The sequence below is a fragment of the Thalassovita litoralis genome (assembly GCF_900182725.1).
Taxonomy (GTDB): Bacteria; Pseudomonadota; Alphaproteobacteria; order Rhodobacterales; family Rhodobacteraceae; genus Thalassobius; species Thalassobius litoralis.
Genome location: NZ_FXTO01000002.1, coordinates 257,230 through 272,919, shown reverse-complemented (window position 1 = coordinate 272,919; position 15,690 = coordinate 257,230). Strand labels below are relative to the sequence as shown.

At 60.5% G+C, this 15,690-nt stretch carries 11 protein-coding genes; 10 read left to right on the top strand and 1 reads right to left on the bottom strand.

Annotated features, from left to right (window positions below):
* From purF to FN828_RS03490, 4 genes are all read left to right on the top strand, one after another.
* Positions 1-1,455 carry an amidophosphoribosyltransferase gene (purF, locus tag FN828_RS03505; RefSeq protein WP_142492052.1) on the top strand — a complete coding sequence of 485 codons (1,455 nt, stop codon included), beginning with the start codon at positions 1-3 and terminating at the stop codon, positions 1,453-1,455.
* A gap of 371 nt (positions 1,456-1,826) precedes the next feature.
* On the top strand, positions 1,827-2,102 hold the full coding sequence (locus FN828_RS03500; RefSeq protein WP_142492001.1) for a pilus assembly protein PilP: 276 nt from the start codon (positions 1,827-1,829) through the stop codon (positions 2,100-2,102).
* A gap of 78 nt (positions 2,103-2,180) precedes the next feature.
* The gene (locus FN828_RS03495) at positions 2,181-2,750 is read left to right on the top strand and encodes a DUF2199 domain-containing protein (protein ID WP_142492000.1); all 570 of its coding nucleotides are present in this window, start codon (positions 2,181-2,183) and stop codon (positions 2,748-2,750) included.
* Positions 2,751-2,836: 86 nt separating this feature from the next.
* On the top strand, positions 2,837-3,484 hold the full coding sequence (locus FN828_RS03490) for an SDR family NAD(P)-dependent oxidoreductase (protein ID WP_142491999.1): 648 nt from the start codon (positions 2,837-2,839) through the stop codon (positions 3,482-3,484).
* A 256-nt stretch (positions 3,485-3,740) separates the two neighbouring features.
* Here FN828_RS03490 and dnaE read toward each other — a convergent pair whose 3' ends face one another.
* The gene (dnaE, locus tag FN828_RS03485; RefSeq protein ID WP_142491998.1) at positions 3,741-7,247 is read right to left on the bottom strand and encodes a DNA polymerase III subunit alpha; all 3,507 of its coding nucleotides are present in this window, start codon (positions 7,245-7,247) and stop codon (positions 3,741-3,743) included.
* A gap of 227 nt (positions 7,248-7,474) precedes the next feature.
* Between dnaE and xdhA the strand changes: the two genes are divergently transcribed.
* Genes xdhA through FN828_RS03455 form a run of 6 tightly spaced genes read left to right on the top strand, consistent with a single transcriptional unit; the run spans position 7,475 to position 15,686 of the window.
* Positions 7,475-8,869: a xanthine dehydrogenase small subunit gene (xdhA, locus tag FN828_RS03480; protein WP_142491997.1), complete on the top strand. Its 1,395-nt coding sequence runs from the start codon at positions 7,475-7,477 to the stop codon at positions 8,867-8,869.
* The gene (gene xdhB, locus FN828_RS03475) at positions 8,866-11,190 is read left to right on the top strand and encodes a xanthine dehydrogenase molybdopterin binding subunit (protein ID WP_142491996.1); all 2,325 of its coding nucleotides are present in this window, start codon (positions 8,866-8,868) and stop codon (positions 11,188-11,190) included. The genes xdhA and xdhB overlap by 4 nt, the downstream gene beginning before the upstream one ends.
* Complete coding sequence (gene xdhC / locus FN828_RS03470; RefSeq protein ID WP_142491995.1) at positions 11,180-12,118, top strand: xanthine dehydrogenase accessory protein XdhC; 939 nt, start codon at positions 11,180-11,182, stop codon at positions 12,116-12,118. Before xdhB ends, xdhC begins: the two co-directional genes overlap by 11 nt.
* Complete coding sequence (locus FN828_RS03465) at positions 12,118-13,632, top strand: ABC transporter ATP-binding protein (protein WP_185958918.1); 1,515 nt, start codon at positions 12,118-12,120, stop codon at positions 13,630-13,632. Before xdhC ends, FN828_RS03465 begins: the two co-directional genes overlap by 1 nt.
* A 48-nt stretch (positions 13,633-13,680) precedes the next feature.
* The gene (locus FN828_RS03460; RefSeq protein ID WP_142491993.1) at positions 13,681-14,766 is read left to right on the top strand and encodes an ABC transporter permease; all 1,086 of its coding nucleotides are present in this window, start codon (positions 13,681-13,683) and stop codon (positions 14,764-14,766) included.
* On the top strand, positions 14,766-15,686 hold the full coding sequence (locus tag FN828_RS03455; RefSeq protein WP_142491992.1) for an ABC transporter permease: 921 nt from the start codon (positions 14,766-14,768) through the stop codon (positions 15,684-15,686). The genes FN828_RS03460 and FN828_RS03455 overlap by 1 nt, the downstream gene beginning before the upstream one ends.
* Positions 15,687-15,690 lie beyond the last annotated feature (4 nt).

Here is a 15,690-nt window from a genome sequence, read left to right as displayed (position 1 = left end):
ATGCCACCTGCTCACCCCTTCGACGATGACAAGCTGAAGGAGGAGTGCGGCGTTTTCGGCGTCATCGGTGTTGCCGATGCGGCCAATTTCGTGGCCCTTGGCCTTCACGCCCTGCAACACCGCGGGCAGGAAGCGGGCGGGATCGTCAGCCACGACCCGGTCGAAGGCTTCAACAGCGCCCGCCGCTTTGGTTATGTGCGTGATAACTTTACCTCGCAATCGCTGATGCAAACCTTGCCGGGGCCGCTTGCCATCGGGCATGTGCGCTATTCCACCGCCGGGTCCAAGGGCGCGGCCATCCGCGATGTGCAGCCCTTCTTTGGCGAATTTGCGATGGGCGGGGCCGCGATTGCCCATAACGGCAACCTGACCAATGCCGATGCCCTGCGCCGCGAATTGATCGAGCGTGGCTCGATCTTCCAAAGCTCGTCCGACAGCGAATGTATCATTCACCTGATGGCGCGGTCCCTGCAACGCAACATCCCCGAACGCATGGAAGACGCCCTGCGCCGGGTCGAAGGCGCGTTCAGCATCGTGGCCATGACCCGCACAAAACTGATCGGTGTGCGCGATCCGATGGGCGTGCGCCCGCTGGTTCTGGGCAAGGTCGGCGATGGCTGGGTGCTTAGCTCGGAAACCTGTGCGCTGGATATTATCGGGGCGCAACTGGTCCGGGAAATCGAACCCGGCGAAATGGTGGTGATCAGCGAAAAACACGGCGTCGAAAGCGTGCGCCCCTTCCGCCCGCAACCCGCCAAGTTCTGCATTTTCGAACATGTCTATTTCTCGCGTCCCGACAGCATCATCGGCGGGCGCTCGGTCTATGAAACGCGCCGTCAGATCGGCGTGGAACTGGCGCGCGAAACCCCGGTCGAGGCGGATCTGGTCTGCCCCGTCCCAGACAGCGGCACCCCCGCAGCCATCGGCTTTGCCCACGAAAGCGGTATTCCCTTTGGTATGGGCATCATCCGCAATCAATATATGGGCCGGACCTTCATTGAACCCACCGAACAGATCCGCAACATGGGGGTGCGCCTGAAACTGAACGTCAACCGCGCCCTGATCGAAGGCAAGCGCGTGGTTCTGGTGGACGATTCCGTGGTGCGTGGCACCACCTCGCGCAAGATCAAGGAAATGATTCTGGATGCAGGCGCGGCCGAGGTGCATTTCCGTATCGCCTCGCCGCCGACCGCATGGCCCTGCTTCTACGGTGTGGACACCCCCCAGCGTGAAAAGCTGCTGGCCGCCACCATGACCGAAGAAGAAATGCGCCAGCATCTGAGCGTCGACAGCCTGAAATTCATTTCGCTGGATGGGCTGTATCGCGCCGTTGGCGAAGCCGGGGGCCGTGACAACAATTGCCCACAACACTGCGACGCCTGTTTCTCGGGTGAATATCCGGTCATCCCGTCGGACATGATCCAAAAAGGGTTCCAACTGAAAGCGGCGGAATAATCCGTCGTTTCAGCTAAATTTGTGTTCTTTCTTGGGAAAATATCCTGAGGGGTGAATTGGCCACAGGCCAAGAGGGGGGCAAAGCCCCCCTTTTTCGTTCCACGCCCCGCAAGCCCCCCATCCCTGTGGGCAGCCCGGCATTGGAATATCTGAGGCAGATGAAACCGCCACGAACCGCGCCTTTGCGCACCGGCGCATCACATCCCTGTCACCCTGCGTATAACCGGCGGGGCTTTGCCGCTGCTGTCGCCTGACAGGCCAAACTCTGCCGTTCTGCCCTGTTCCTTCGCATAGCCCCCTTTCGTCCGCACCGACGCCACGCCATATGCCGCACCGCAGCACCAAGACGCAGCGCCACCCGAAGGGATACCATGACCAACATTACGAACGACCAAACCACCGATACGAACACCAAAACCGCCACCGCCGCCACCCAGCCCGAGGCGCTGCCGCTAGCGGGTCTGACCTTGCTGGGAACGATCCTTGCCCCCAAAGGCGCGCGCGCCCTATTGCGCCAGTCTGGCCGTATCAAACAAGTCTCGACCGGCGACCGGATCGGTGGGCATGTTGTTACCAGCATCGACAGCGGTAGCATCCTGCTGGCCCGCAACGGTCAGGTGCAAGCCCTGCGTGTTCCCGGCAGCTAAGCCCCGCCTACAGCCCCTTGCCCCGGCCTTCGGCACCTCATACCCTGTCCGAACAGTTCCGATAAAGGCCGCCTTTCTATGTCCCTGTCTCTTCTCAACCTCGATGCCCGTTGGCGCCGGTTCAACGATGAAACCCGCGCTTGCCCCTGCTGTGGCCGACAATTTTCCGGGGTCTACGATCTGGGGTTCGATCATCCTGTGGACTGGCCTCATGCCGAACGTGGCGAACATCCTTTCGTGAAACAAGGCGCTGATCAGCTTTCGCCCGATCTGTGCCGCGTTGGCGATATACGGCTGCTGCGGGCAATCCTGAGCCTGCCGATACAGGGCGCGGATGAATCCGTGCATATCACGCCGTGGGTACAGGTCAGCCCGGACGTGTTTTATGCCTATCTGGAAACATGGGATAACCCAGATGCCCCCCTGCCCGCCCCGGCACCGGCGCTCTTGGCGAATGATCTGCCCGCATTGGCCGAAACCGGCACAGCCGTGCAAATCAGTTTCCCTTCGCGTGATGCACGTCCACAAATCGACACTGCCACTGGCGCGTTGGCTACAGCACTGACAAACGGCCTCGACTTCGATGCCCTGCTGGATCTCTACGCGGCCTGCGGCGATGATATCCGCCCTCACCTGATGCAGGGCTAACGCTGGCCCCAAACCGCCCTGCGGCGCGTTGTACACAGCTTAGCTTTGCCCTTGACCTGTCGCAGTTTTCACCTCACACCGCGCATATGACACAGAAAATCGCCCTCATCACCGGAGCAACCCGCGGCCTTGGTGCAGCCTTGGCCGAAGCGCTTTGCCAAACCCATCACATTGTCGCCGTTGGCCGCACCACCGGCGCATTGGAGGAATTGGACGACCGTATCAAGGCGCTTGGCGGACAAGCCACGCTGGCCCCGATGGACATCACCAACATGGATGCGATGGCACAGTTGTGCCGCTCGATCTATGATCGCTGGGGCGCGGTGGATATCTGGGCGCATACCGCCATTCACGCAGCGCCGCTGTCACCGGCGAATTTCATTGATCAGAAAGACTGGGACAAATCCGTTGCCTGCAATGTAACGGCCACGGGCAAACTGATCCCCTTTGTTGCGCCCTTGCTTGGCGATACCGGCACGGCGGTCTTTTTCGACGACGCCCGCGCCGGAACAAAATTCTTTGGCGCCTACGGGGCCACCAAAGCCGCGCAAATCGCACTGGCACAAAGCTGGGCCGCTGAAACGGCGAAAACCGGCCCCCGCGTTCATGTGCTGACACCGGCCCCGATGGCCACGGCCACCCGCGCCCGTTTTTTCCCCGGTGAAGACCGTGCTGCCTTGGCCCAACCCCGCGAAGAAGCCACCCGCCTGCTTAAAGCCTTCTACCCAGATTGAGGGGCGCGCTTTAGCCTGCTCTGACGGCCTGTCACTCAGCGGGTTCTCTGGCTTCGTCGCTGGCCTTGGGGCGCTGCCCCAAACCCCGGAGTATTGCTGATCAGAAAGAAACCAATCCGCTTCTTTCTGATTTTAAATATTCTGGGGGTGAGGGCGTAGCCCGAGGGGGCAAAGCCCCCTGTCCCATTACACCTAACCGAAAATCCCCCCGGTCAGCGCCGCCGTTTAACCTGATTGCTTGGGTCACAGGGCGCGTTTAAATTTCCTCGACATTCAGGACGCCGCCCAGACTTTTGATCGCCCCTTTGATTTGCGGATTGATCGGACATTCAATTCCTGCGTCGATTTCAACCTCGCCGGGCAAATTCGGATTAATCAGACAGAATGCAATCGGTCCCTTGTCCACGCCTTTTACCGTTTCTTGCGCCCGGTTCAGAATATTGGCGACGCTTTGTATAGCCTCGACATCCTCGATCAGGATTTTCAAACCCGAACTTCCAGCATCCGCAATCACGGTATCCATCGGGGCGACCGAACGCCCCATTGGGTCGAACTGGCCTTCGTTGAACCGGCCTTCCAACGTCATCACCACCTGATTGGTCTGGTCGAACACGCGGCGGGTGGCTTCAAAATCTTCCGGGAACATCACCATCCCGCTGACTTGCCCAGTCGGGTCGCTGATATTCATGCGGAAAAATCGGGTGCCGCGACCTGACTTGCGTTCTTGCAAACCGGAAACCAACACGCCAACCCGTTCCATTGCCGCGCCGTTGGCTTCGGCTTTTTGGCGCAATCCTTCCAATGTCAGCAATTTCTTGCGTTTCAGCGCCGGTAAGTAGTCATCCAGCGGATGCCCCGTCAGGTAAAATCCGATCGCCTTATGTTCCTCGGCCAATCGGTCGGCGGGCAACCAATCTTCGACCGGCATCAGGCGCGGTTCGGGTAAGTCTTCGCCTGCGTCCCCGAACAACGACACCTGATCGCTGGCTTTTTGTTCGTGAATTGCCGCAGAATAGGCAACCAGCGGGTCCAACGCCTCGAACACGCGGCGGCGATTGCGGTCCAGTTGGTCAAAAGCCCCCGCCCGCACCAGCATTTCCAACGGGCGTTTGCCCACGCGTTTTAAATCGACCCGGCGGGCGAAATCAAACAACGTTGTAAAGGCTCTGCCCTCGCGCCCGTCGACCACCAGTTTCATGGCCTCCAGACCGACGTTTTTCAGCGCGCCCAGCGCGTAGATCAGTTTGCCATCCGCAACATCAAAGGTTGGCAGGGATCGGTTCACACAGGGCGGTACGATTTCGATCTCCAGCCCACGGCGCACTTCTTCGGCATAGATCGACAGTTTGTCGGTCAGGTGGATATCGCAATTCATCACACCGGCCATGAATTCCGCTGGGTGGTTCGCCTTCAGCCAGCCGGTTTGATAGGACACCACCGCATAGGCCGCCGCGTGAGATTTATTGAACCCGTAGTTGGCGAATTTTTCCAGAAGGTCGAACACCTCGCTGGCTTTTTTCTTGTCCACCCCGTTTTGCATCGCCCCTTCTTCGAACTTGGGGCGTTCTTTGGCCATTTCCTCGGCGATCTTCTTACCCATCGCGCGGCGCAGCAGGTCCGCACCGCCAAGGCTGTATCCCGCCATAACCTGCGCGATCTGCATCACCTGTTCCTGATAAACGATGATGCCCTGCGTTTCCTCAAGGATATGGTCAATCAGCGGGTGAACGGATTCGCGGTCTTTCAGGCCGTTTTTCACCTCGCAATAGGTGGGGATGTTTTCCATCGGGCCGGGGCGGTACAGCGCAACCAATGCCACGATGTCTTCGATACAGGTGGGTTTCATACGCCGTAGCGCATCCATCATGCCGCTGGATTCCACCTGGAACACAGCGACCGTTTTCGCACTGGCATACAGCTTATATGTTGGCTCATCATCCAGCGGGATATGGCCGATGTCATCCACGGCCCCTTCGGGCGGGTCATACAGTTGCGTACCATCCGGGCCGATATGCAGGTGTCGCCCGTTTTTCTTGATCAGGTCCACGGCGTTCTGGATCACGGTCAGGGTTTTCAGGCCCAAAAAGTCGAATTTGACCAGCCCGGCCTGTTCCACCCATTTCATGTTGAACTGCGTCGCGGGCATATCCGAACGCGGGTCCTGATACAGCGGCACCAGCCGATCCAGCGGCCTGTCCCCGATCACAACACCCGCCGCGTGGGTTGAGGCATTGCGCAACAAGCCTTCGACCTGCTGGCCATAGGTCAGAAGCCGGTTCACCACCTCTTCGTTGCGGGCCTCTTCGCGCAGGCGTTCTTCTTGTTTCAGCGCCTCGGCAATGGATACGGGTTTCACCCCTTCCACCGGGATCAGCTTGGACAGGCGGTCCACCTGCCCATAGGGCATTTGCAACACTCGCCCGATGTCGCGCACGGCGGCCTTACTTAGCAACGCGCCAAAGGTGATGATCTGCCCCACCTTATCGCGCCCGTATTTCTGCTGAACATAGCGAATGGTTTCTTCGCGTCGGTCCATGCAAAAGTCGATGTCAAAGTCAGGCATCGACACACGTTCAGGGTTCAAAAAGCGTTCAAACAGCAAGCTGTAGCGCAACGGATCAAGGTCGGTGATCGTCAGGGCATAGGCCACCAGACTGCCCGCACCAGACCCCCGCCCCGGCCCCACCGGGATACCGTTATCCTTGGACCACTTGATAAAATCGGCCACGATCAGGAAATAGCCGGGGAAGCCCATGCCCTCGATGATGTCCAGCTCGAAATCCAGCCGCTTCTGGTAATCTTCTGCCGTCCCCGTCATCGGGATCACGGCCAGACGCCGCTGTAGCCCCTCATTGGCCTGTCGACGCAGTTCCACCACCTCGTCATCCGCGAATTTCGGCAGGATTGGGGCGCGTTTATACGCCTTAAAGGCACACCGTTTGGCGATTTCCACGGTGTTTTCAATCGCTTCCGGCAGGTCCGCGAAAAGCGTCACCATTTCCTGTTGCGATTTGAAATAATGCTGCGGGGTCAGGCGGCGGCGCGGTTCCACCTGATCCACATAAGCGCCCTCGGCGATACAGATCAGCGCGTCATGGGCCTCGTACATATCTTCCTTGGGGAAGTATACGTCATTGGTGGCCACCAACGGCAACCCCATGTCATAGGCCATTTCGACAAAGCCGCGCTCAGTCCGCTTTTCAGCCTCGGGCAGACCGTTATCGCCCGGATGGCGCTGCAATTCCACATAGCAGCGGTTCGGGTATATATTGGCAAACCGGCGCATCATGGCTTCGGCTTCGGCGCGATGCCCCGCCTGCAATTCCATCCCCACCGGGCCAAGTGCCCCGCCAGTCAGGCAGATCAACCCTTCGGAAAACTCTTGCAAGTCCTCAAACGTGACCTGTGGAAGCTGCCCGCCCTTGTCCACATACAGACACGACGACAACCGCATCAGGTTTTCATATCCGGTTTCGCTTTGCGCCAGCAAAACCACCGGCGCGGGGTCTTTTTGTTTTTCGCCCGGTTCCGGATGGTGCCAGCCAACATCCACCTGACAGCCCAAAATTGGCTGTATCCCCGCCCCCGAGGCCGTGACCGAAAATTCCAGCGCCGAAAACATGGCGTTGGTATCCGTCACTGCAACGGCGGGCATGTCCATCGCTTCGCACATGCCGGGCAGCTTTTTCAGCCGCACGGCCCCTTCCAGCAGGGAATATTCCGTGTGAACGCGCAGGTGAATGAATCGGGGATCTTTGCTCATGCCTGCCATCCTATGCCACTGATCCGGCACCGGAAAGCGGTGATTATATCGCGCCCAATTTTCCGGCGCTTGCACAGGCAATCCACATCACACGTCCGGTTTTTCTTGCCAAATGAACGAATCCACGCTTTCCTGACACAAACCAACAGGGGCCTACCCGTTTTCTACGCCGCATCGAAGACGGGCCACAAAGGCAAAAACAATGGTAAGGCGGCGGGTCTATTTACATGGATATCACCTTTCTTCTGAACGGAGAGAGCGTGGAGCTGCGCGATGTGTCCCCTACCGTCACGCTGCTTGACTGGCTGCGCAATGATTGCGGCCTCACTGGAACCAAAGAAGGATGCAACGAAGGCGACTGCGGTGCCTGCACGGTGATGGTGCAGGATCAGGACGGTAATCGCGCCCTGAACGCCTGCATCCTGTTCCTGCCGCAACTGAACGGAAAATCCATCCGCACCGTCGAAGGGCTGGCCAGCCCCACGGGTGATCTGCATCCGGTCCAACAGGCGATGATCGACCACCACGGCAGCCAATGCGGGTTCTGCACCCCCGGCTTTGTCGCCTCGATGGCAACCGCCCACCTGAACGGTGATACGGATCACGCCACCGCGCTGGCGGGCAATCTGTGCCGCTGCACCGGCTATGCCCCGATCCTGCGCGCAGCCAAAGCTGCCGAATCCCTGCCTGCCCCGGCGCATCTGTCTGATTTCATCTTGCCGGAAATACTCGCGGGGGGTGTGGGGGGCAGCCAGCCCCCCACCGGCGACACGGTTCAGCCCGAAACCGCCGATGAACTGGCCGCATGGTATGCTGCCCACCCACAGGCCACGCTGATCGCGGGGGCCACGGATGTCGGGCTTTGGGTCACGAAACAGTTGCGCGACTTGCCGCAAGTCGCCTTTCTGAATCGCTGCGCTGACCTGCAACAGATCGCTGAAACCGATGATACACTTACCATCGGCGCGGGCATCACCATCGCGCGGCTGATCCCTGTCATGGACCGCCTGCATCCGTCGCTGGGGAAAATGCTGCGCCGGTATGGCTCTGCTCAGGTGCGGGCGGCGGCGACGATCGGGGGCAATATCGCCAATGGCTCGCCCATCGGGGACGGGCCGCCTGCGCTGATCGCGCTGGGGGCCACGCTGCATCTGCGCCACGGCGACACCCGCCGCCAGATCCCGCTACAGGACTTTTTCCTTGAGTACGGAAAACAAGATCGCGCCCCCGGCGAATTTGTGGACTCCGTCAGTATCCCCAAACAACCCGACCGGCTGAAATGCTATAAGCTGTCAAAACGCTTCGATCAGGATATTTCCGCCGTTTGTGGCTGTTTCAATATCACCGTGACAGACGGCACCGTGACAGACGCCCGGATCGCCTTTGGTGGCATGGCAGGCATCCCCAAACGTGCCACCCATGTTGAAACCGCGCTGATCGGCCAGCCGTGGACCGAGGACACAATCGCCGCCACATGGGACGCATGGGCGCAGGATTTCACCCCGATGAGCGATATGCGGGCCTCGACCCAATACCGGCAGGAAACAGCGCGCAACATGCTGAGCCGTTATTTCCTTGATGATCTGGGCGCAGATGTTTCAGTGCAGGAGGTCCGGGCATGAGCGTCACCAAACCCCTTCCGCATGACGCCGCCCGCCTGCATGTGACAGGTCAGGCGCGGTATGTTGATGACATCCCCACCCCGGCAGGCACGCTGCATCTGGCCTTTGGACTGTCCACCATCCCGGCGGGGCGGATTGCCACGATGGACCTGACCGATGTGCGCCAAGCGCCCGGTGTGGTGGCGGTACTGACCGCCGAAGATTTGCCGTTTGCGAATGACGTTTCGCCCTCGGCTCATGATGAACCGCTTTTGTCCGGCGGGACCGTGCATTATGTCGGACAACCTGTGTTTCTGGTAATCGCACGGTCCCATCTTGCCGCCCGCAAGGCCGCCCGTAAGGCCGCCATATCCTACGAGGAAACTACCCCGATCCTGACCATTGATCAGGCGCTGGCCGCAAACAGCCGGTTCGAGGAAGGGCCACGCATATACATCCGTGGCGACCCAAAGACCGCAATCGCCGCCGCCGCCCGCGTGATCGAAGGCGTGCTGGAACTGGGCGGACAGGAACATTTCTATCTGGAAGGACAGGCCGCTGCCGCCCTGCCCGGTGAAGATGGCGATATGCTGGTGCATAGCTCCACCCAGCACCCAACGGAAATTCAGCATAAAGTGGCCGAAGCCCTGGGCGTGCCGATGCATATGGTCCGGGTGGAAACCCGCCGTATGGGGGGCGGTTTCGGCGGCAAGGAAAGCCAGGGCAACGCGCTGGCCTGCGCCTGCGCCATCGCCGCGCGGCTGACCGGAAAGCCCTGTAAAATGCGCTATGACCGGGACGATGACATGATCATCACCGGCAAGCGGCATGATTTCCGCATCACCTATCGCGTGGGGTTCGATGACGATGGGATGATCCACGGCATCGAGTTCAACCAGATGACGCGCGGGGGCTGGGCGCAGGATCTGACCCTGCCGGTGGCGGATCGGGCAATGCTACATGCCGATAACGCCTATTACCTGCCGCATGTGCGGATCGAAAGCCACCGTTTGCGCACCAACACCCAAAGCGCCACCGCCTATCGCGGATTTGGCGGACCACAGGGCATGGTGGGAATTGAACGGGTGATGGATCACGTTGCGCATGATCTGGGCATGGACCCTGTCGCACTGCGGCAACGGAACTATTACGACGCGGTCGAAGGGGGCGCGACCCCCGCCCCAAGCATTTCGGGCAAGATGAAAGACAACTGCACCCCCTATGGGCAGCCGGTCGAAGATTTCGTTTTGCATGGGTTGACGGCGCAATTGCTGGACAGCGCGGATTATGCCGCGCGGCGGGCGGCGGTGGACGCGTGGAATGCGGCGAACCCGGTGCTAAAGAAAGGGCTGGGCTTCAGCCCGGTGAAATTCGGTATTTCCTTTACCCTGACGCATCTGAATCAGGCCGGGGCGCTGGTGCATGTCTATCAGGACGGATCAATCCACCTGAACCACGGCGGCACTGAAATGGGACAAGGGTTGTTCCAAAAGGTCGCCCAAGTCGCGGCCAGCCGGTTTGGCGTGGGCATGGAAACCATCCGCATCACCGCCACAGATACCGCCAAAGTGCCCAACACCTCGGCCACGGCGGCATCCTCGGGGTCGGATTTGAACGGGATGGCGGTAAAGACCGCCTGCGATACGATCCGCGAAAGGATGGCGGAATTTCTGGCTGGCTACTTCCAGACGGATCGCGCGACCGTGCAATTCGCTGATGATACCGTGCGCATCGGCGACGAAGCTCTGCCTTTCGCCAAGGCTGCGCAGCTTTGCTATGAAAACCGGATCAGCCTGTCAGCCACCGGGTTTTACAAAACCCCGAAACTGGCGTGGGACCGGATCAAGGGCGAAGGGCGACCGTTCTTCTATTTCGCTTATGGTGCCGCGCTGACCGAAGTGATCGTAGATACGCTGACCGGCGAAAACCGCATTCTGCGGGCCGATATTCTGCATGATGCCGGGGCGTCTTTGAACCCGGCGCTGGATATCGGGCAGGTCGAAGGCGGCTATGTGCAGGGCGCGGGCTGGCTGACCACCGAAGAACTGGTGTGGGACGACAAGGGCCGCCTGCGCACCCATGCGCCATCGACCTATAAAATCCCGGCGTTTTCAGACCAGCCACAGGTGTTCAACGTCGCCCTGTGGGATGGCCGCAATGTCGAAGACACGATTTACCGATCCAAAGCCGTGGGTGAACCGCCCTTTATGCTGGGCATATCCGCTTGGCTGGCGCTGTCCAACGCTGTCGCGGCTTGTGGCGCGGACTATCCCGCGCTGGATGCCCCGGCCACGGCAGAACGCGTGCTGACCACCATCGGGAAGCTACGCGATGGGGTTTGATCTGAAGGCGCTATGCGCGGCGGTGGCCGAACATGGCCGCGTGGCCCGCGTGGTCATTGCAAAAATCGAAGGATCGTCCCCCCGCGAAGTGGGTGCAGCCATGCTGGTTTGGGATAGCGGGCAATCTGGCACGATTGGCGGCGGCGCATTGGAATATCTTGCGGCACAAGACGCCCGCAACGCCACGACAGACCGCCTGTCCAGCCATGCGCTTGGGCCGGAACTGGGCCAATGCTGCGGCGGGCGGATCACCCTGTTGCGCGAAATCTATGATGCAGCGCGGCTGGGAGGGCTGGAAGGTCAGGATTTGACCGCCCGGCCCACCGATGGCAGCGCGATGCCGCTGGCTGTCAAACGAATGCTGGCACAGGCCCGCAATCAAGGCCAACGCCCGTCTGCGCAACTGGTGCAGGGCTGGTTTCTGGAACCGCTGCACCGCGCGGAAACACCGCTGTGGATATGGGGCGCGGGCCATGTTGGGCGGGCTTTGGTGGATGTGATGGCCCCGCTGCCCGATCTGGCAATCACATGGGTCGATACTGCGGCGGAACGGTTTCCCGATACCATCCCCGCGCATGTCACGGCCCTGCCTGCCGCGCAGCCCCGGCATTTGGTCCGCCATGCCCCCGCGAATGCGCATCACCTGATCCTGACCTATTCCCATGCGCTGGATCTGGAACTGTGCCACGCGTTGCTGGGGCACGGTTTTGCCAGCGCGGGGTTGATCGGGTCGGCGACCAAATGGGCGCGGTTTCGCAACCGTCTGGGCGCTTTGGGCCATAGCCCTGCCACGATTTCACGCATCACCTGCCCGATTGGCCGCCCCGATCTGGGCAAACACCCACAAGCCATTGCGATTGGGGTCGCCGGTGAGTTACTAAAAACAACAGAGCGCAAGACTCTGCAATACAAGGATAAAACAGGGTGATGGGGACACTGCTATCATTACGCGGCCTGACCAAGGCCTATCCGGGGGTTATTGCCAACAGCGACGTGTCTTTTGACATTCAGGAAGGCGAGGTTCACGCCCTGCTGGGGGAAAATGGCGCGGGGAAATCCACGCTGGTCAAAATGATTTACGGTCTGGTCAAACCTGACAGCGGGCAAATGACGTTGCGCGGCCAACCCTATGCCCCCGCAGAACCGCGAATGGCGCGCGCTTCGGGCGTGGCGATGGTGTTCCAGCATTTTTCCCTGTTCGAGGCGCTGAATGTCGCTGAAAACATCGCGCTGGGAATGGAAAACCCGCCCAAAATGCGCGATCTGGCCGCCCGGATCAAGGACGTGTCCGAAACCTATGGCCTGCCGCTGGACCCGTATCGCACGGTCGGCGACCTGTCCGCCGGGGAACGGCAGCGCGTGGAAATCATCCGCTGCCTGCTGCAAGACCCGCGCCTGCTGATCATGGACGAACCCACCAGCGTTCTGACCCCGCAAGAGGTGGATATCCTGTTCCAAACCCTGCGCAAGCTGACAGCCGAAGGCGTGGCGATCCTGTATATCAGTCACAAGCTGGAGGAAATCCGCACCCTGTGCGACACCGCCACCATCCTGCGGCTGGGCAAAAAGGTTGGCACCTGTATCCCGCGCGAAGTATCCGCCCGCGACATGGCAGAAATGATGGTGGGCACCACGCTGCATGTGCCGGAACGGGCGGGCGGCGATCTGGGGCCGGTGCTGCTGGAACTCACCGATTTGTCGGTCAAATCGCCCTCGGAATTTGGCACGTCGCTCAAGGGGATCACGCTTCAGGTGCGCTCGGGCGAGGTGCTGGGGCTGGGCGGCGTCGCAGGCAACGGGCAGGATGAATTGCTGGCGGCCCTGTCCGGCGAAATCCTGACCACCCCGAATACGGTGGTGATGGAAGGCCAGCCCATCGGCGCGCTTGGCCCGACCGCACGGCGCAAACTGGGCCTGCTGACCGCCCCCGAGGAACGGCTGGGTCATGCCGCCGCCCCGGACATGAGCCTGACCGAAAACGCGCTGCTGACCGGATCGGTGCGGCAAGGGCTGGAATCGAACGGGTTCCTGAAATGGACAAAGACACGCGAATTTGCCGAAGAAATCATCGCCAAATTCGATGTCCGCACACCGGGACCGGGCAATGCGGCGCGGTCGCTGTCGGGCGGGAACCTGCAAAAATTCGTCATCGGGCGCGAGGTGCTGCAACTGCCTACGGTTCTGGTTGTGAACCAGCCGACATGGGGCGTGGATGCCGCCGCCGCCACTTCGATCCGGCAGGCGCTGCTGGATCTGGCCGCAGGCGGCACGGCTGTGATTGTCATCAGTCAGGATCTGGATGAGCTGATGGAAATTTCAGACCATTTCGGCGCCCTGAACGAAGGGCGACTGTCAGACATCCGTCCCGCGCGTGGCCTGACCGTGGATGAAATCGGCCTGATGATGGGCGGCGCACATGGCATGGAGGTGGCCCATGTCTGACCGTCGGAATTCGAGTATTTTCAGCAAGATGAAAGGGGGGCGTGTCCTATGATCAGACTGGAAAAACGGCCTCAGCCCTCGCAGCTTTGGACCTATCTGACGCCGGTTCTGGCGGTGTTGCTGACCATGATTGCCGGGGGGGCGTTGTTCGCCTTTCTGGGCAAAGACCCGTTCGAGGCAATCCGCACGATTTTCTGGGATCCCTTGTTTTCCGAATTCGCGTTCTACTATCGCCCGCAATTGCTGGTGAAGGGGGCGCCGCTGGTGCTGATTGCCATCGGCCTGTCGCTGGGCTTTCGCGCCGGGATCTGGAATATCGGGGCCGAAGGGCAGTATATCGTCGGGGCCATTTGCGGGGCCGGTGTGGCGCTGGCGCTGTATCCGATGGAGGCGTTCTGGCTGTTCCCTGCGATGGTGATTGCCGGGGCGTTGGGCGGGATGCTGTGGGCGATGATCCCCGCGCTGCTAAAGGTCAAATTCGGCACCAATGAAATCCTTGTGTCGCTGATGCTGGTCTATGTCGCGGAAAACCTGCTGGCGTCGATGGCGGTGGGTCTGCTGAAAAACCCCGAAGGCTTCGGCTTTCCCGGCTCGCGCAACCTGCAACAATATCCCAGCGCCCATAATGCGGAACTGATCACCGGATCGGGGATGCACTGGGGCGTGGTGGCGGCGCTGATTGCGGTGATTTTTGCCTATGTGCTGCTGAACCGGCATATGCTGGGCTTTCATATCCGCCTGACCGGCGAAGCGCCCCGCGCCGCCCGGTTTGCCGGGGTGCGCCCCGCGCGGCTGATCCTGTTTTGTCTGGGAACCTCGGGGGCGCTGGCCGGTATGGCCGGGCTGTTCGAGGTGTCCGGCCCCTCCGGCCAGATCGGCATCGACTTTGGTAGCGGCTACGGATTTACCGCCATTATCGTCGCCTTTCTGGGCCGTCTGCATCCGGTGGGCATCCTGTTGGCGGGCGGGCTGATGGCGCTGACCTATATCGGTGGCGAAATCGCGCAATCCAATCTGGGCCTGCCATCATCAGCCATTCAGTTGTTTCAGGGGATGCTGCTGTTTTTCCTGCTGGCGGTGGATGTTCTGACCAATTTCCGCATCAGGCTTACCAACAAGGCAGAGGTGGCGTAATGGATATGTCTGCAATCAATCCGGTCCTGCTGCTGGCGTCATTGATCGTGGCCGCAACCCCGCTGCTGCTGGCGGCCATCGGGGAACTGGTGGTGGAAAAATCCGGTGTTCTGAATCTGGGCGTCGAAGGCATGATGATCACCGGCGCAATCTGCGGCTTTGCGATTGCGGTCAATACCGGCTCGCCGTTGCTGGGGCTGTTGGCTGCGGCGATGGGCGGCGCGGTGCTGTCCCTTCTGTTTGCTATCCTAACGCAATTCGCACTGGCCAATCAGGTGGCGTCAGGGCTGGCGCTGACGTTGTTCGGGCTGGGCATTTCCGCACTTCTGGGCCAAGGGTTTCAGGGTGAAAAAGCGCCTGCCTTTCCGAAAACCGATATTCCCCTGCTGTCGGACATCCCTGCGGTGGGGCATATCCTGTTTTCCCATGACATCGTTGTCTATCTGGCCTTTTTGCTGACGCTGGGTGTCTGGCTGGTGCTGAAATACACCCGCGTGGGGCTGATCCTGCGCGCCGTGGGGGAAAACCACGACGCGGCCCATGCGCTGGGATACAAGGTGGTGCGCATTCGCGTTCTGGCCATCATGTTCGGCGGGGCCTGTGCCGGGCTGGGCGGGGCCTATATCAGCCTGATCCGCGTCCCCCAATGGACCGAAGGCATGACCGCCGGGATCGGCTGGATCGCATTGGCGCTGGTGGTTTTCGCAAGCTGGAAACCGTGGCGCGTTTTGCTGGGGGCTTGCCTGTTCGGCGGGGTGAATGTGCTGCAACTGAATTTGCAGGCCGCAGGCTTTGCAATTCCGGTCGAGTACTTGGCAATGTCGCCCTATCTGATAACCATTCTTGTGCTTGTCATCATGTCGGCCGATCGCAGCAGCGCACCTGCATCGCTTGGCCGGTCTTTCCATGCCTCTCAATAAGGCG